General features: G+C 72.8%; 12 protein-coding genes and 2 pseudogenes. 8 read left to right on the forward strand and 6 right to left on the reverse strand.

The features are described 5' to 3' along the window. Positions 1–45: 45 nt before the first annotated feature. Positions 46–660, reverse strand: coding sequence for a helix-turn-helix domain-containing protein (locus ABZ693_RS20520; RefSeq protein ID WP_359879074.1), 615 nt, complete (start codon positions 658–660; stop codon positions 46–48). A 416-nt stretch (positions 661–1,076) separates the two neighbouring features. Then, positions 1,077–2,846 carry a serine hydrolase domain-containing protein gene (locus ABZ693_RS20525; RefSeq protein ID WP_359879077.1) on the reverse strand — a complete coding sequence of 590 codons (1,770 nt, stop codon included), beginning with the start codon at positions 2,844–2,846 and terminating at the stop codon, positions 1,077–1,079. Between the two features lie 236 nt (positions 2,847–3,082). Here ABZ693_RS20525 and ABZ693_RS20530 point away from each other — a divergent pair, with 236 nt between their 5' ends. From ABZ693_RS20530 to ABZ693_RS20540, 3 genes are all read left to right on the forward strand, one after another. Continuing rightward, entirely contained in the window at positions 3,083–4,192 is a 1,110-nt protein-coding gene (locus ABZ693_RS20530) for an NAD(P)H-dependent flavin oxidoreductase (RefSeq protein WP_359879079.1), read from the forward strand. Next, entirely contained in the window at positions 4,189–5,763 is a 1,575-nt protein-coding gene (locus ABZ693_RS20535) for an acyl-CoA synthetase (protein WP_359879082.1), read from the forward strand. The genes ABZ693_RS20530 and ABZ693_RS20535 overlap by 4 nt, the downstream gene beginning before the upstream one ends. Before the next feature lie 230 nt (positions 5,764–5,993). Next, positions 5,994–7,094, forward strand: coding sequence for a calcium:cation antiporter (locus tag ABZ693_RS20540; protein ID WP_359879085.1), 1,101 nt, complete (start codon positions 5,994–5,996; stop codon positions 7,092–7,094). Between the two features lie 78 nt (positions 7,095–7,172). On the opposite strand, the pseudogene ABZ693_RS20545 reads toward ABZ693_RS20540, so the two are convergent. Further along, positions 7,173–8,408, reverse strand: a pseudogene (locus tag ABZ693_RS20545) (penicillin acylase family protein). Between the two features lie 197 nt (positions 8,409–8,605). Here ABZ693_RS20545 and ABZ693_RS20550 point away from each other — a divergent pair. Further along, positions 8,606–10,117, forward strand: coding sequence for a fatty acyl-CoA synthetase (locus tag ABZ693_RS20550; protein ID WP_359879088.1), 1,512 nt, complete (start codon positions 8,606–8,608; stop codon positions 10,115–10,117). Positions 10,118–10,150: 33 nt separating this feature from the next. Here the strand turns inward: ABZ693_RS20550 and ABZ693_RS20555 are convergent, their stop codons facing one another. Next, positions 10,151–10,540, reverse strand: a complete 390-nt coding sequence (locus tag ABZ693_RS20555; protein ID WP_435842483.1) for a DUF817 family protein — start codon at positions 10,538–10,540, stop codon at positions 10,151–10,153. Next, positions 10,537–11,826: a phenylacetate--CoA ligase PaaK gene (paaK, locus tag ABZ693_RS20560; RefSeq protein ID WP_359879091.1), complete on the reverse strand. Its 1,290-nt coding sequence runs from the start codon at positions 11,824–11,826 to the stop codon at positions 10,537–10,539. Before paaK ends, ABZ693_RS20555 begins: the two co-directional genes overlap by 4 nt. Positions 11,827–12,308: 482 nt before the next feature. Here paaK and ABZ693_RS20565 point away from each other — a divergent pair, with 482 nt between their 5' ends. From ABZ693_RS20565 to ABZ693_RS20575, 3 genes and pseudogenes are all read left to right on the forward strand, one after another. Next, on the forward strand, positions 12,309–13,532 hold the full coding sequence (locus ABZ693_RS20565) for a cytochrome P450 (protein ID WP_359879094.1): 1,224 nt from the start codon (positions 12,309–12,311) through the stop codon (positions 13,530–13,532). Between the two features lie 16 nt (positions 13,533–13,548). Then, a pseudogene (locus tag ABZ693_RS20570) lies at positions 13,549–14,079 on the forward strand (cupin domain-containing protein); the annotation flags it as partial. A 285-nt stretch (positions 14,080–14,364) separates the two neighbouring features. Continuing rightward, complete coding sequence (locus tag ABZ693_RS20575) at positions 14,365–15,159, forward strand: GNAT family N-acetyltransferase (protein WP_359879096.1); 795 nt, start codon at positions 14,365–14,367, stop codon at positions 15,157–15,159. 28 nt (positions 15,160–15,187) lie between these two features. On the opposite strand, the gene ABZ693_RS20580 is transcribed toward ABZ693_RS20575, so the two are convergent. Continuing rightward, positions 15,188–16,018: a pentapeptide repeat-containing protein gene (locus ABZ693_RS20580; RefSeq protein ID WP_359879099.1), complete on the reverse strand. Its 831-nt coding sequence runs from the start codon at positions 16,016–16,018 to the stop codon at positions 15,188–15,190. A gap of 101 nt (positions 16,019–16,119) precedes the next feature. Between ABZ693_RS20580 and ABZ693_RS20585 the strand changes: the two genes are divergently transcribed. Beyond that, on the forward strand, positions 16,120–17,640 hold the full coding sequence (locus ABZ693_RS20585) for an alpha/beta fold hydrolase (RefSeq protein ID WP_359879102.1): 1,521 nt from the start codon (positions 16,120–16,122) through the stop codon (positions 17,638–17,640). Positions 17,641–17,867 lie beyond the last annotated feature (227 nt).

Below are 17,867 nucleotides of genomic sequence, written 5' to 3' on the forward strand. Positions count from 1 at the left end.
CGGTCCAGCCGGACCGAATTCCTCTCGCCGCCGCGGCGCGGGCTGTCACCCTTCTGTCGCGCAGGGGTCATCGGGTGTCGTGTCCGACAGGTGCAGCAGCTGATCGGCGCGGTACTGGAGCAGCAGCACCGAGCGCACCTCGCCGTCGAGCGCCGTGTAGCTGTGCGGCGCCGCGGCGTCGAAGCCGACGTAGTCGCCGGGGCCCAGTTCGACCTCGTGCCCCTCCACCCGCACACCGAGCCGGCCGGCCTGCACGATCGTGTGCTCGGTCCCGACATGGCCGAGCGACTCCTGCCGCCCGCCAGCTCGTACCTGCTGGTCAAAGACCTCGAAGACGGCGTCGCCGGACTCGATCCGCTGTAGCGGGCGCAGATTCACCCCCTCGCCGCTCAGCACCTCCGCCTCCTTGGCACGCACCACGGTGAGCCCGCTGGCGGGCGGGGTGTCCAACAGGTCGGAGATGGGCACCTCCAGCACGCGCGACAGACTGAACACCGTCTCGATGGTGGGGTTGCCCGCTCCCGACTCCAGCTGCGACAGCGTCGCCTTGCCGATCTTCGAGCGCCGGGACAACTCGGAGATCGACAAGCCCCGCCGCGTCCTCGCCCGTCTGAGATTGGCGGCCAGCATGTGTCGAACCGAGCCCTCGGGGACGCTCACGTTCCCCTCCTTTCCCTCTGTCGCCGTTCGATATAACGTACGGGCGTCCAGCAGTATCGTTCGCTATCCCGATCAGGATCGGGCCTCACCCTGCGGCATGGCAAGAAAGGGGCGGCGGCCCGGCTCGCCGCCGTGTCGGCGGCAGCCGATTCCACGGCCGGCGCGTGCGCCACGCCGGCCGCGATCGTCGTCGACCGGAGGCCGGCCACACCTTCGGCCGGGATCACCGGGAATGGTCGGCCTCCCGCGCCGTGGGGGAACGGCGGTGTCTGTGATCACACGGGTCACCGCACCAGCCGCGTGCGAGGCGGAGCGCGGCCACGATCTGCCGGCGGTGCCGCCGGAAGCTCCACGACACAAGGCACTCGTGCTCACCCGGACCGGCGATGGCGTTGGCAAGTTGCGGCCCGCCCCGGTCAGTCGGCGGAGGCCGACCACCCCCGCGCCTCGATCCGCGCCCCGTCCGCCGGCCGGGCCTCGTCGAAGAGCGGGGTGCCGGCGGCGTCGAGGAGCCGCAGGCCGTCCACGTACACCCCGCGCCCGGCGTACAGCCGGTCGGTGGTGTACCGCCAGCGCAGCCGTACCGGCGCCGCCGACCAGGCCGACAGGTCGGCGGACAGGTCGTGCCACGCGCGCCCCGACCAGCCGTCGGCCGAGCCCGCCGGATGATCCGTGGCACGGGGACGGCCGGCGCCACGAGTGGACGTACGGAAGGGGACGGGCGCCCAGTGCGCGCCGCCGTCGGCCGAGGCCTCCAGGACGGCGGCGTCCGCGCCCGGCTCGGTGTCCCACCACAGCGCGCACTCGATCCGCGCCGCGCCCGTGACGTCCGGCAGGGTGAGGGTGGCGGTGGTGCCGTTCGCCATCCCGGAGAACCAGGCGGTACGGCCCCGGGCCGGGCGCACCGGTACGGCGCGGGCCAGGGCGTCGGCGGCGGCGACGCGCGGCGCGGAGCCCGAGCGCCAGTTCCGTACCGGGTGCACGGAGTTGCCCAGGACGATCAGGAACGTGTCGGTCGACGGGTCGAGGACGAGACTGGTGCCGGTGAAGCCGGTGTGCCCGGCCGTGCGCGGGGTGGCCATCGCGCCCATGTACCAGTGCTGGTACAGCTCGAAGCCGAGGCCGTGGGCGTCGCCCGGGAACGCCGTGTTGAAGTCGCTGAACATCAGCTCCACGGAGGCGGGGGAGAGGATTCGGGTGTCGCCGTAGGCGCCGCCGTTGAGCAGCGTCCGGGCCAGGATCGCGAGGTCCCAGGCGCAGGAGAACACCCCGGCGTGCCCGGCCACCCCGCCCATGGCGTACGCGTTCTCGTCGTGCACCTCGCCCCACACCAAGCCCCGGTCAAGGCCGGACCACGGCAGGCGCGCGTCCTCCGTCGCGGCGATGCCCGGCCGCCAGGACGGCGGCGGGTTGTACCGGGTGCGGTTCATCCCGAGCGGGCCGGTGATCTCGGTGCGCAGCAGCTCGTCGAGGGGGCGGCCGGTGAGCCGCTCCAGGATCAGCTGGAGCGTGATCAGGTTGAGGTCGGAGTAGAGGTAGACCGTGCCCGGAGGGTTCGCGGGCACCTCGTTCCACAGCAGCCGCAGTCGTCCCTCGCGGGTCGGCTCCTTGAAGAGCGGGATCCAGGCGCGGAACCCCGAGGTGTGGGTGAGCAGCTGGCGGACCGTGACGTCCTGCTTGCCGCCGCCCCCGAACTCCGGCAGATACGCCGTGACCTTCTCCTCCAGCTCCAGCGTGCCGTGCTCGATGTGGCGCACGGCCAGGATCGAGGTGAACAGCTTGGAGACGGACGCCAGATCGAAGACGGTGTCCTCGCGCATCGGGACCCGCTCGCCGGGCGGCAGCTCGACACCGGAGTCGGTCTTCTCGTCGTACGCGGAGTAGCGCGCCGCCATGCCGATCGGCCGGTGCAGCGCGACGGTACCGCCCCGCCCGGCGAGCAGCACCGCGCCGGCGTACCAGGGATGGGTGGGGGAGGGGCGCAGGAAGGATTCGGCATTCGTGACGAGCCGGTCCAGGTGTTCCGGCAGCAGTCCGGCCTGCCCGGCCGTGCCGCGCCGCAGCGTGGTCCGCCGCCCGCTGCCGAAGCCCGGCTCCGGGGCCCCGTCCGCGGTCCCGCCGTCCGCTCCCGCCGCGGACCCGGGCCCCGGTTCGGCCGCGGCCGCCCCCGGCACCGTACCGATCATCAGCGCACCTCCCAGCGCCAGGACCCCACCGCCGAACGCCCGTCGGCTCGGCCCCCGGCTCTCGTGTCCCGCCTGCCCCGCAGGCCCCGTGGATCCGGTCGTTCCCGTCGCTCTCGACTCTCTCATCGGTTCCGTCATGCCCACCCTCTCCCACACCCCGCCCCGCGTCGAAACAATCTGACACGGCATCAGGAAATCTCTTCCCTCGGCACCCCGGCTGCGGCACCATGCCGCCCATGCAGACGGAGCTGAGCCGGACCCTCGGGATCGAGCACGCCCTCTTCGGCTTCACGCCGTTCCCCGCGGTGGCCGCGGCGATCACCAGAGCCGGCGGACTCGGCGTCCTCGGCGCGGTCCGCTACACCGCACCCGACGACCTGGCCCGCGACCTCGACTGGATGCAGGCGCACACCGACGGGCTGCCCTACGGACTCGACGTCGTCATGCCCGCCAAGAAGGTCGACGGGGTGACCGAGGCCGACGTCGAGGCGATGATCCCCGAGGGGCATCGCGCGTTCGTCCGCGACACCCTCGCGAAGCACGACGTCCCCGACCTGCCCGAGGGCGAGGCCTCCGGCTGGCGGATCACCGGCTGGATGGAACAGGTGGCCCGCGGCCAGCTCGACGTCGCCTTCGACTACCCCATCAAGCTCCTCGCCAACGCCCTCGGCTCGCCGCCCCCCGACGTCGTCGCCCGCGCCCACGAGCACGGCGTCCTCGTCGCCGCCCTGGCCGGCAGCGCCCGGCACGCCCGCCATCACGCGGCGGCGGGCATCGACATCGTCGTCGCCCAGGGCTACGAGGCCGGCGGCCACACGGGCGAGATCGCCACCATGGTCCTCACCCCCGAGGTCGTCGACGCCGTCGCCCCGCTGCCCGTCCTCGCCGCCGGCGGCATCGGCAGCGGCGCGCAGATCGCCGCCGGCCTCGCCCTCGGCGCCCAGGGCGTCTGGCTCGGCTCGCTCTGGCTCACCACCACCGAGGCCGAACTCCACTCCCGCGCCCTCACCGCCAAGCTCCTCGCCGCCGGCTCCGGCGACACCGTCCGCTCCCGCGCCCTGACCGGCAAACCCGCCCGTCAGCTGCGCACCGCGTGGACCGACGCCTGGGACGACCCGGCCGGCCCCGGCCCGCTGCCCATGCCGCTCCAGGGTCTGCTCGTCGCCGAGGCCGTCTCCCGGATCCAGAAGTACGAGGTCGCCCCACTGCTCGGCACCCCGGTCGGCCAGATCGTCGGCCGCATGACCTCCGAACGCTCTGTCCAGCAGGTCGTCGACGACCTCACCCGCGGCTTCGAGCAGGCCGTCGACCGGATCGACCGCATCGCCGGAAGGAGCGCACGATGAACCAGGGTCCGACGCGTCCGGACATCGAAGGACTCCCGGGGTTCTGGGCCCAGGCCGCCGCCGACCCCGGCCGTATCGTCCTCGTCGCGCCCGACGGTACGCGGTGGTCCGCCGGCCGGCTGCTCGCCGACGCCCACCGGCTGGTGCACGGACTGCGTGCCGCCGGACTGGAGCGCGGCGACGCCTTCGCCGTCGTGCTGCCCAACGGCCCCGCCTTCCTCACCGCCTATCTGGCCGCCGCCGAGGCCGGGTTCTATCTGGTGCCGGTCAACCACCATCTGGTCGGCCCCGAGATCGCCTGGATCGTCGCCGACTCCGGCGCCCGGGTGCTGCTCGCCCACGAGCGCTTCGCCGAGGCCGCCACCGGCGCCGCCGACGAGGCGGGCCTCGCGCCCGCCGGGCGGTTCGCGGTCGGCGGGATCCCCGGCTTCCGCCCGTACGCCGAACTCCTCGACGGGTACTCCGCGGACACTCCCGCGGACCGCACCCTCGGCTGGGTCATGAACTACACCTCCGGTACCACCGGCCGCCCCCGCGGCATCCGCCGCCCGCTGCCCGGCGTGCCGCCCGAGGAGACCCATCTGGGCGGATTCCTCGGCATGTTCGGCATCCGGCCCTTCGACGGCAACGTCCATCTGGTGTGCTCGCCGCTCTACCACACCGCCGTCCTCCAGTTCGCGGCCGCCGCCCTGCACCTCGGCCATCCGCTTGTCGTCATGGACAAGTGGACCCCGGAGGAGATGCTGCGGCTCATCGACAGCCATGGCTGCACTCACACCCACATGGTCCCCACCCAGTTCCACCGGCTGCTCGCACTGCCCGAGGAGATCCGCCGGCGGTACGACGTCTCCTCGATGCGCCATGCCCTGCACGGTGCCGCGCCCTGCCCCGAGCATGTCAAGCGGGCCATGATCGAGTGGTGGGGGCCGTGCGTCGAGGAGTACTACGCGGCGAGCGAGGGCGGCGGGACGTTCGCCACCGCCGAGGACTGGCTGAAGAAGCCCGGCACGGTCGGCCGCGCCTGGCCCATCAGTGAACTCGCAGTCTTCGACGACGACGGGAACCGGCTGCCGCCCGGCCGGCTCGGCACCGTCTACATGACGATGCGCAGCGGCGGCTTCCGCTATCACAAGGACGAGGCCAAGACCGCGCGCAGCCGCATCGGCGACTTCTTCACCGCCGGCGACCTCGGCGTCCTGGACGAGGACGGCTTCCTCTTCCTGCGCGACCGGAAGATCGACATGATCATCTCCGGGGGCGTCAACATCTACCCCGCCGAGATCGAGGCCGCGCTCCTCGCCCATCCCGCCGTCGCCGACGCCGCCGTCTTCGGTATCCCGCACCCCGACTGGGGTGAGGAGGTCAAGGCAGTCGTCGAACCGGCCGAGGGGCATGCCCCGGGTCCGGACCTCGCCGCCGCGCTCCTCGACCACTGCACGGGCCGGCTGGCCTCGTACAAGCATCCGCGATCGGTCGACTTCATCGCCGTGATGCCCCGTGACCCCAACGGCAAGTTGTACAAGCGACGTCTGCGCGCGTCGTACGGGGAGGCCCGCGAAGGGAAGGGATGAGACCGGCGACGGGAACGCCCGGGAACGGCCCCTGGGGGCCGTACGCACACGGTGGCGCCGTCCCCTCGAACGTACCCGAGGGGGACGTCGGACGTCGAACGCCCGTCCGGGTGTCGATGTACTCGATCGCGCGTGATCCCTTACGGGGTCCGGTACTTGAGTGAGCGTCACCTCCGGCGCGCACGCCACAAGCGGAGGGCAATCCTCCCCTTTGTGGCAGGATTCAGGGCATGAGTTCGACTACCGCAGGACTGACACGACAGTGGACCACCTGGGGACCGGTCGTCGCGGCCATCGGCCTCGCCCTCGGATGGGGGCGCGACCACCTTCCCGGCTTCGCCGTGGCGCTCATCGTGCTCTGTCTCTTCGCCGCCGTCCTCTCGGCCGTCCACCACGCCGAGGTCATCGCGCTGCGGGTCGGCGAACCCTACGGCTCACTCGTGCTCGCCGTGGCCGTCACCGTCATCGAGGTCGGACTGATCGTCACCCTCATGATCGGCGGCGGCGACAAGGCCACCAGCTACGCCCGGGACACCGTCTTCGCCGCCGTCATGATCACCTGCAACGGCATCGTCGGCCTCGCCCTCCTGGTCGCCGCCCTGCGCAACCGGACCGCCGTCTTCCATGCCGAGGGCACCGGCGGCGAACTCGCCGTCGTCTGCACCCTCACCACCATGACCCTGGTCCTGCCGACCTTCACCACCAGCCACCCCGGCCCCGAGTTCTCCGCCGCGCAGCTGGGCTTCGCCGCCGTCGCCTCGCTCTGTCTGTACGGGGTGTTCGTCGCCGTCCAGACCGTCCGGCACCGCGACTACTTCCTGCCCGTGACCCGCCCGGGCCAGCAGATCGACGACGAGCACGCCCAGCCGCCGAGTTTCCGGATGGCGTGGATCAGCCTCGGTCTGCTCCTGCTCGCCCTCGTCGCCGTCGTCGGCAACGCCAAGCTCGTCTCGCCCACCATCGAGGACGCCGTCGCCTCGGCGGGACTGCCCAAGGCCGTCGTCGGCGTCGTCATCGCCATGATGGTGCTGCTCCCCGAGACCCTCGCCGCCGTGCGGGCGGCCCGCCGCGACCGGATGCAGACCAGCATGAACCTGGCCTACGGCTCCGCCATCGCCAGCATCGGCCTCACCATCCCGGTGATCGCGCTGGCCTCGATCTGGCTGGACGGGCCCCTGATCCTCGGTCTGGGACCCCTCCATATGGTGCTGTTCGTGCTCACGGCCGTGGTGAGCGCCCTGACGGTGGTGCCCGGCCGGGCCACCCTGCTCCAGGGCAGCGTCCACCTCTCGATCTTCGCGGCCTTCGTGTTCCTGTCGTTCAGCCCGTGACCGGACGGCCGTGACAAGACGGTTGTGACCGGGCGGCGGGGCCGCGGCCCGGTCCCCGGGCCCGCCGCGGCCCCGCGGTCACTCCCCCACCGTCACGACCTTCAGCGCGGGCGAGCTCAGGATTTCCTTCTCGCAGTACCGGGAGGTCACCCAGCGCCCGTCCGAGAACAGCCTGGTCTGGTCGCTGAAGTGCGCCGAGCCCGGGTCGTCGGACTGGGAGTACGTCAGCAGGGTGCGGGCCACCGGGCAGCCGCTCCCGTCCCAGCCGACCGCCTGGATGTGGCTCGACCCCGCCACGACCTCCGTATAGCCGCCGCCCGCCGGGTCCCACCGGGCGTTCGTGCAGTTCCAGACGCCGAGTGCGTCGGCGCCGCCGCTCACCGGGATCCGCTCCCCGTTCCGTACCACGAACTGGTGCCGGCCGAGCGGCGCCGAACAGCACTCGGCCGGCTCGTCGGTGATCCGCGGCAGCACCCGCGCCTGCGTGAACAGGGTGTGCCCGGCCGAGTCGGCGGCGATCGTGTTCACCCACGGCAGGCCCTGGGTGCGGCGCGGCGTCTCGGCGAGCTCGCGGGTGGAGCGGGACCGCGCGAAGCCCAGCGCGGTGTCGGACATCCGCAGGTCGACGGCGTTCGGGTGAGCCGGTGCGGGTTCATCGGCACACCGGGGGCGCGCCCCTGGCCGAGGAGCACGGCCCCCGCCCAACCGTGGCGCGCCACGTCGAGGGCGGTGACCGGGCGCGCCCACCCGGCGCCCGCGCGGGCCGGGTCGGGTGATCCGGTTTCGGCGCAGCCAGCCGTGGTAACCGGCCGCGTAGCCGCGCATCAGCTCCTTCACCCGCGTACCCGGCCCGGCCGGCGCGGGCGTGGCGAGCAGCGCCTCGACCGTCCCGGCGTCCTTGACACCCTGGAAGAACAGGTCGCTGGAGAGGTTCTCCGTGGCCGACGGCATCGAGCTGTCGGCCGGCGCGTCGGCACCGAACCAGCGGGAACGTTCGCCGTTCACGGTCACGAATCCGCCGGCCGGCGTGCAGACCTCGTCGGCGGCCTGCGCCCAGCCCGTTCCGAAGCCCGGGCTCGCGTAGTCCTTGGCGACGATGTGCGGGATGCCGTACTCGGTGGTCCGGATGACCGCCGACAGACCGCCGTCCGACGGGCGCCGCGTCCGGTCGTCCGGGCCGGCGGCCGCGGCGGCGGGCAGCGAGGCGGCGACGGTGGCGAGGGCCGCGGCGACCAGTGCGAGGCGTTTCAGGCGGGTGGGTGAGGAAGTACGCGGATGCAACGTGTCTCCCGGCAGGCGAGGGGCAACAAGCATCAGGGAAGGGGGAAGTCGGCCTATCGAGACAGGCGGGCGCTTGTCCTGTCGATGCCGGACCACGGGGACAGGCCATCCCCGGACCGCGCGAGGGGATGACGGCACGGACTCGCGGCACGACTCGCGCACGGACCGGCGGAACGGGCTCGTGCCGGGTACTTGACCAGCGCTCCGGTCCCCGCCCAAGATCTCCAGCCATGGAACGAGAGCTGCTGTCCCGCACCGTCGACGGCGTGCTGCGCCGCAGCGCCCAGCGCGTCCCCGACCGGATCGCCGTCCGTTACGGCGACCGGACCTGGACCTACGCCGAGCTGGACGCCGCCGTCTCGACCGGGGCGTCGCTGCTGTACGAGGCCGGGCAGTGGACGGGGCTCCAGGAGGGCGACCGGGTCGCGACATACGCCCACAACTCCGACGCCTACCTGATCGCGTTCCTGGCCTGTGCCCGCGCGGGCCTGGTGCACGTGCCGGTCAATCATCACCTCACCGGCGAGGACCTCGACTACATCCTGCGCCAGTCGGGTACCGCGCTGGTCCTCGCCGACCCGGACCTGGCCGGCCGGGTCCCGGACGACATCCCCGTACGGGCCCTGCGGGACACCGAGGACTCGTTCCTCACGGCGCTCGCCGAGCCCGACCCGTACCAGGCGGAGCGCGACGCCCGCGACCTCGTTCAGCTGCTCTACACCTCGGGCACCACCGCCCTGCCCAAGGGTGCGATGATGACCCACCGCGCCCTCGTGCACGAGTACGCCAGCGCGATCGACGCCCTCGACCTGCGCGAGGGCGACCGTCCGGTGCACTCGCTGCCGCTCTACCACTCGGCGCAGATGCACGTCTTCCTGCTGCCCTACCTCGCGGTGGGCGCCGAGAACACCATCGTCGACGGGCCCGACCCGGCCGTCCTCCTCGACCTCGTCGCCTCCGGGCGCTGCGACAGCCTGTTCGCGCCGCCGACGGTGTGGATCGGTCTCTCCCGGCACCCCGAGTTCGCCACCCGCGACCTGTCGGCGCTGCGAAAGGCGTACTACGGCGCCTCGATCATGCCCGTCCCGGTCCTGGAGCAACTGCGCGACCGGCTGCCGGAGCTGCGCTTCTACAACTGCTTCGGCCAGTCGGAGATCGGGCCGCTGGCCACCGTCCTCGGGCCCGACGAGCACGAGGGGCGGATGGACTCCTGCGGCCGTCCCGTCCGCCATGTCGAGGCGAAGGTCGTCGACGAGAACGGCGAGGACGTCCCGGACGGAACCGCCGGTGAAGTCGTCTACCGCAGCCCGCAGTTGTGCGCCGGCTACTGGGAAAAGCGGGAGGAGACCAAGGAGGCGTTCCGGGGCGGCTGGTTCCGCTCCGGCGACCTCGCGGTGCGCGACGCCGACGGCTACTTCACGGTCGTCGACCGGGTGAAGGACGTCATCAACTCCGGTGGCGTGCTGGTCGCTTCCCGTCAGGTCGAGGACGCCCTCTACACCCACCCGGCGGTCGCCGAGACCGCCGTCGTCGGCCTGCCCGACGAGCGCTGGATCGAGGCCGTCACCGCCTTCGTCGTCCCGTGCGCCGAGGTCACCGAGGCCGAACTCCTCGCCCACGCCCGCGAGAGGCTCGCGGGCTTCAAGGCGCCGAAGCGGGTGATCCTGGTCGACGGGCTGCCCCGCAACGCCAGCGGCAAGATCCTCAAGCGCGAGCTGCGGGAGCGGTTCGGCGACCGTTGAAGGAGATCGCCGCGAGCACGAAGGTGACGCTGATCAGGGCGGCACCAGCGGCCAGCGCATGTCGGGCAGCCAGTGGTGGGTGAAGAAGTCGGCGTAGACGGCTGCGGCCACCAGCGCCATCGCCCGGGGCCCGTAGCGGACCGGTTCGAGGCCGAGCAGATGCCAGGCCTGGCAGACGTAGCTGCCGGCGGCCGCGTAGAGGAAACCGCCGTAGAGCGGGACGCCGGCGAACTTCAGTACCGCCGGCTCCGGGTGACTCCACGAGCCGAGGGACACCTTCACCGGCTCGAAGGCCGGCCCGACGACATGGCGGACGGCGATGACGACGAGTCCCGCTCGCTTGGCATATGCCGCGACGCGTCGGCGGCCGAGGGGCGCGAGGCCCTGCCGATGCGGGGCGCACCGGCAGGGCCGTACGGTCATCCCTTCCCGCGCAGATCCACGATCCGCTTGATCTTGCCCACGCTCCGCTCCAGGGTCTCCGGGTCGACCACCTCGACCCGCACCGAGACCCCGATGCCGTCCTTGACCGCCGCGGTGATGACCCGGGCCGCCTCCGCGCGCTGGTCGGGCGTCGCCTCGGGGCGCGCCTCGACGCGTACGGTCAGGGCGTCGAGCCGGTCCTCGCGGGTGAGGCGGAGCTGGAAGTGCGGGGCGACGGCGGGGGTACGGAGCACGATCTCCTCGACCGCGGTCGGGAAGAGGTTCACCCCGCGCAGGATGATCATGTCGTCGCTGCGGCCGGTGACCTTCTCCATCCGGCGGAAGGCGCGCGCGGTGCCGGGCAGCAGCCGGGTCAGGTCGCGGGTGCGGTACCGGATCACCGGCATCGCCTCCTTGGTCAGGGAGGTGAAGACCAGCTCGCCCTGCTCCCCGTCCGGCAGCACCTCGCCGGTGATCGGGTCCACGATCTCCGGGTAGAAGTGGTCCTCCCAGATGTGCAGGCCGTCCTTGGTCTCCACGCACTCCTGCGCCACGCCCGGGCCCATCACCTCGGACAGGCCGTATATGTCGACCGCGTCGATCGCGAAGCGCTCCTCGATCTCCCGGCGCATCTCCTCGGTCCACGGCTCGGCGCCGAAGACCCCGACCTTGAGGGAGGTGCCGCGCGGGTCGACGCCCTGGCGCTCGAACTCGTCGAGCAGGGTGAGCATGTACGAGGGCGTCACCATGATGATCTCGGGCCGCAGGTCCGAGATCAGCTGGACCTGGCGGGCGGTCATGCCGCCGGAGGCCGGGATGACGGTACAGCCCAGCCGCTCGGCCCCGTAGTGCGCGCCGAGTCCGCCGGTGAACAGGCCGTAGCCGTACGCCACGTGCACTTTGTGACCGGGCCGGGCGCCGGCCGCGCGCAGCGAGCGCGCCACCATGTCGGCCCAGGTGTCCAGGTCCCGCCGGGTGTAACCGACCACCGTGGGACGTCCGGTCGTACCGCTGGAGGCGTGCAGCCTGCGGATCTCGGACTGGTCGACCGCGAACATCCCGTACGGATAGTGCTCGCGCAGGTCGATCTTGGTGGTGAAGGGGAAACGGGCCAGGTCGGCGAGGGTGCGGCAGTCCTCGGGCCGTACTCCCGCCTGGTCGAAGGACTGCCGGTAGAACGCCACGTTGTCATAGGCGTGCCGCAGACTCGCGCGCATCCGCTCCAGCTGGAGCGCCTCCAGCTCGTCGCGTCCGAGCCGCTCGCCCGCGTCCAGCAGGTCAGTCATGCGCCACTCCCTCGCCTCACGTCCGTACCACCGCGGTCGCACCCGTCGTAAAACGGACGACCGATCATTCGGTAGATCTTTTCGGGGTCAGTAAAACCGCCCGCCCCGGGGGTTTGGCAAGAGGTGGGGGCATGTTTTTTCGCTGGTACGGGGATCGGGCCGGCCGGACGCGCGGGGGCGGCGTGGTCAGGCGCGCGGGGCGGCACGGCCGGCCGGCGGTCTCCCTTCGCCCGGCGGCGTCAGCGGACCCCGGGGGCGATCACACGTTCGGGTGCGTTCGTCCGGCCCGGCGCGCGAACCGGTCCGTACCCGGGAAAAGGGAACGAAAGAGGAAGCCGTCCGGCTTCCGCCCCGCCCTCGGACCCTGGGACCACCATGCACTGCCTGCACCGCCTGCACCGCCTGCACCGCCCCGTCGCCCCCGCACCAGCCGTAGCGCCCTCTTGTGACACCGTCTCCGCCCCGGCCGAGGCGGTGGCGCGATGACGTCGACCACGACCTCCGACACCACCGAGGACCCCCACGTCCACTTCTGGGCCGTCCCCGACCTCACCGGCCTCGACTTCGACCCGCTCCTCGCCAGGCTGCTCCACGAGGATCCGGTCAGCCGCGTCCGGCTGCCGCACGGCGAGGGCCACGCGTGGCTCGTCACCCGCTACGAGGACGTCAAGTTCGTCTCCATGGACCCCCGGTTCAGCCGGCAGGCCGTCTACGGACGCTCCATCACCCGGCTCGCCCCCCACTTCATCCCCATGGAGGGCGCCGTCGGCTTCGCCGACCCGCCCGACCACACCCGGATGCGCCGCGTCGTCGCCCGCGCCTTCTCCGCCCGCGCCCTGCGCGCGCTGCGCGACCACGCCCAGGACGTCATGGACCGGCTGCTCGACCGGCTCGAACAGCACGGCCCGCCCGCCGACCTGATGGCCCTCGTCAACCGGCCCTTCCCGCTCGCCATGGTCAGCGAACTCATGGGCGTCCCCGAAGGCGACCAGCCGCTCATGGCCCAGTGGTCCGACACCATCATCTCCGCGGGCGCCGGCCGCGACTCCAGCGAGCGGGCCAAGGGCGAGATGGCCCGCTACTTCACCGAACTCATCGGCCGCAGCCACGGCACCGGCAAGGAGTTCCTCGCCGCCGTCCTCGCCGACGCCATCGACGAGGACACCCTCGACGAGCAGGAGGCCGTCGGGCTCGCCGTCCTCATCCAGATCGGCGGCGCCCACGCCGTCCGCAACAACAGCGCCAACATGGTGTACGCGCTGCTCACCCACCCCGAGCACCTGGCCAGGCTGCGCGCCGATCCCGCCCTGCTGCCGCAGGCCGTCGACGAACTGCTGCGCTACATCCCGCACCGCAACGCCGTCGGTCTGTCCCGCATCGCGCTGGAGGACGTCGAGGTCGGCGGCGTCCGCATCCCCGCGGGCGACGCCGTCTACGTCTCGTACCTCACCGCCAACCGCGATCCGGACGTCTTCGCCGACCCCGGGACCCTTGACTTCGACCGCGGCTACAACCCGCACGTCGCCTTCGGCCACGGGCCGCACTTCTGTCCCGGATCCGCCCTCGCCCGCATCGAGTCCGAGATCCTCCTCTCCACCCTGTGGACCCGCTTCCCGGACCTCCGGATCGCCGTCCCCGACGAGGAGATCCGCTGGCAGCGTGGCGCGCTGATCCGCGGCCCCGAGACGCTGCCCGTGACCTGGTGAGAGGAGGAGCCATCCCGTGACCGCCACAGCCATCGGACCGGGCGGCGGCCTGGTCGTCCCGCCCGGACTGGGCAAGACCCTCGTCACCGCCGCCCAGCGCGTCACCTTCAAGGTGACCGGCGAACACACCCCGACCTCCTCCACGTTCGAGGTCGTCGTGCCTCCCGGCTTCGACGTTGGCGCGCACGCCCACGTCCGCAGCGAGGAGCTGTTCTACGTCCTGGAGGGCGAACTCGACGTCCTCGCCTTCGAGCCGCTGGTCCGTACCCGCGACAGCTGGCACGGGTGGGAATCCCCGTCCGGGCAGCGGGTCGTCCGCGCCACCGCGGGCACCCTCATCCTGGTCCCGCCCGGCTGTCCGCACGCCTTCGCCAACCTCACCGGCGACCCCGTCCGCATGCTGTTCCAGGCGTCCCCGCCACCCGACCATGAGCGCTACTTCGAGGAACTGATGGACATCCTCGGCTCCGGCGGCCCGCCCGACCACGACGCCATCGAGGCGCTGCGCCTGCGCTACGACATCGAGCAGATCACCCCGCTCCGGCACGACGGCGAACCACGGCCGGACGACACGGAGGCGGCGCTTGACGGCGCGGTGCCGGGGCTGGACGGCACGGAAGCCGGGAGGGATGGCGCGGTGCCAGGGCTGGACGGTGCGGAGGTACGGCGCGACGACACCGGGCCGCGGCCCGAGAGACCGCCCGCCGTGTGACCTCGGCGGTCCGTCGCGGCCCGGTCGTCCGACGACCAGGCCGCGACGGGGCCGGGACCGGCGGGCACGGGGGAGGAAATCCGGTGGCGCTCCCGTTCCGGCGGATGCTGAGGTACGGCCATGGACCTCACCGCGATCCGCGACCAGTACGACCGTCAGCTCCGCCTCGGCGCCCGCCCCGACGGGCCCGGCGCACGTGTCGAGCACGACGGGCCCGTCGTCCGCCAGACCGGACCCGTCCACGGCTGGAACGGCGTCCTGTGGTCCGGGCTCGGCCCGGACGACGCCGACGCCGTCATCGCCGCGCAGATCCGGCACTTCATCTCCGCCGGCCGCACCTTCGAATGGAAGACGTACGGCCACGACCACCCCGCCGACCTCGGCGCGCGGCTGGTGTCCGCCGGATTCGTCCCGGAGGACACGGAGACCCTGATGGTGCGGGAGACGGCCGCGCCGTCCGGACCCGAGGACCTGCCCGACGGCGTCGAGCTGCGCGAGGTCACCGACGCGGCCGGCGTGGCGCTGCTGGTCCGGGTCCACGACCTGGCGTTCGGCAAGGACAGCGCGGATCTCGGCCGCCGCGTGCTCGACCAGTTGGCCGACGCGCCGGACACCGTCGTGGCCGTCGTCGCCTTCCACGACGGCGAACCCGTCAGCGCCGCCCGCCTGGACCTCCCGCCGGACAGCGACTTCGCCGGTCTCTACGGGGGCGGCACCGTCGAGGAGTGGCGGGGCCGCGGCCTCTACCGCGCCCTCGTCGCCTATCGGGCCCGCATCGCCGCCGCGCGCGGCTACCGCTACGTCCAGGTCGACGCCGCCGACACCAGCCGCCCGATCCTGCGACGCCTCGGCTTCGAGGCCCTGACCACGACCACGCCGTACGTGTACGAGGTCGGTGCCGGCCCGGCGGCCTGACCGTTGAGGGGCGTCCGGTGTCCGGAGGTCAGCGGGTCCAGTGCGCCGGGCGCTCGAAACCCTCCGGCAGCCGGGTCGCCGCGTCACCGCGGGCCGCGTTCAGCTGCGGCTGGGTGAGGAAGAGCGCGCCGGTCAGGTCCGCGCCCGACAGGTCGGCGTCCCGCAGGTCGGCGCCGATCAGATCGGCCAGCGACAGATCCGCCCCGGACAGGTCCGCCGCTATCAGCAGCGCCCCGCGCAGATCCGCGCCCCGCAGCTTCGCCCCGCGCAGCCGGGCGCCGAACAGATCCGCGCCGCGCCGGCTCTTCGGCTTGCCGCCGGCCGCCGCCCGAACCAGCGAACTGCTCTTCAGGAGCAGCGGATTGATCTCCGCCCGGACCGGACCCACGTCCAGCGTCTCCAGCTCGGCCGGCGTGCCCTCGGTCAGCCGCTCCACCCGGGCCAGCGCCCGGTCGAGATCGCGGCGCAGAGAGCGGGTGGCGTCGAGCGCGCGGGCCTCGGCGAGGTAGCGCAGCAGCTCGTGCAGCTGGCGCATCACCGGGAACACCTCGTACATCCGGCGCGCCGTGTCCGGGGCCTCGCGCCACGACACGCCGCCGAAGGTCACCTGCGAGACCTTCTGTCCCGCGCCGAAACAGTCGTACACCGTGCAGCCGGAGAAGCCGCTGCCCCGCAGCCGGGCGTGGATGCCACAGCGGAAGTCGTCTCGCAGGTTGCGGCACGGGTCACCCGCGGACTTGTTCACCGCGAAACCGGAGGACTTGGCGAACGGCAGGGCCACACAGCACAGGCCGAAGCAGTTCGCGCAGTCGCCGCGCAACTCGTCGTGGTGCGGCGCTGCCTGACGGTTTTCCGACACAGTGAAACGATTCCTTCGCTGCTGGGGGAGGGCTGCCCACCGTACCCCGGCCCCCGGAAACCTCGTTGCCCCGTCCGCCCGGGGCGGAGATGATCAACGGCATGCCTCAGTTCACGACGTACGACGGAACCCGGCTCGCCTACCGGATACGAGGTGAGGGCGAGCCGCTGGTCGTGCTGCCCGGTGGCCCCATGCGGGACCAGGCCTACCTCGGCGACCTCGGGGGACTGACCGCCCACCGCACCCTGATCGTGCTCGACCCGCGCGGCACCGGGGACAGTGCCGTCCCCGCCGATCCGCACAGCTACCGCTGCGACCGGCAGGTCGCCGACGTCGAGGCCCTGCGCGCCCATCTCGGCCTGGAGCGCATCGATCTGCTCGGCCACTCCGGCAGCGCCAACCTCGCCACCCTCTACGCCGCCGCGCACCCCGCCCGGGTCCGGTCCCTGGTGCTGGTCACGCCCGGCGGGCGGGCCGTCGGCTGCGGCGTCACGGACGAGGAGTGGGACAAGGCCGCCGAGGTCTTCGCCGGCCGGCCCTGGTACGCCGAGGCGCGCGCCGCCCTGGACGCCCTCGACTCCGACACCCCGGCGCGTGACGCCGCCCCGGTCGTCCTGCCGTTCGCGTACGGGCGGTGGGACGAGGCCGCGCGGGCGCACGCCGCGGCCGCGGACGAACAGACCGACTGGGAGGCGGCCGCGGCCTTTTACGCACCGGGTGCCTTCGACCCCGAGGCGACCCGGGCGGCCCTGCGGGACCTCGACGCGCCGGTCCTCGTGCTCGCGGGCGAGTACGACGGCGGCCCGACCCCTGCGAAGGCGGCCGCCATCGCCGCCTGCTTCCCGCACGCCGAACTCGTCGTGCAGTCCGAGGCCGGGCACTTCCCATGGGTCGACGACGTCGGGGCCTTCCGCCGCCCCGTCGCCGCCTTCCTCGATCCGGCGGTCCGCACGGTCACGGTGGACGGGGTGCGTCTCGCCTACCGGGTCACCGGGCCCGAGGACGCGCCGCCGGTGGTACTGGTGCACGGCCGGGGCGAGGACGGCACCACCTGGGCAGAGGTCGCGGCGGAACTCGCCACGGACCGCCGGGTGTACGCGCTCGACCTGCGCGGCCACGGACTGAGCGACCACCCCGGGCGGTACGGCTTCGGCCTGTTCCGCGACGACATCGGCGGATTCCTCAAGGCCCTCGGGCTGGCGGGCGCCACGGTCGTCGGCCACTCGATGGGCGGTGCGGCGGTGTACCTGCTCGCGCAGCGCGAGCCGGACCTGATCGGCCGGCTCGTCCTGGAGGACACCCCCGTCTTCTTCCCCCTCGACCCGCCCCGCGGCCCGGTCGCACCGCCCGAGGAACCGCCCGGCTTCGACTGGAGGCTGGTCGGCGCGGTCAACGCCGAGCTGAACGACCCCGATCCGGCCTGGCGCGACGACCTGCCGTCGATCACCGCGCCCACCCTCCTCGTCGGCGGCGGGGAGCGCAGCCATCTGCCGCAGGACCAAGTGGCGTGGATGACGGGGCGGATCCCCGGCGCCCGCCACGTCACGATCGACACCGGACATCTGATCCACACCGAGAGGCCCACTGAGTTCCTGGCACTGATACGGGAGTTCGGCGTGTAGTGATCTGCCCGTGGGCCACGACGGCCGTCGTCGCCGGACAGACCGCCGCAGACGGCAACGAGCGCGCGACGATGAGGCGACGACGTGGGGGCCGGCCGGTCCCCACCCCTACCCTCCGGGATGCACGGTGCCCATCGACGCCGTCGGCGGTGTCTCGGTGACCTCCGACGGTCGTCTGGTGGGCGTCATGATGGTCTGCGGGCACCGGATCGACGGCGTGACCCTCT

This window comes from Streptomyces laurentii (assembly GCF_040635425.1).
Taxonomy (GTDB): domain Bacteria; phylum Actinomycetota; class Actinomycetes; order Streptomycetales; family Streptomycetaceae; genus Streptomyces; species Streptomyces laurentii.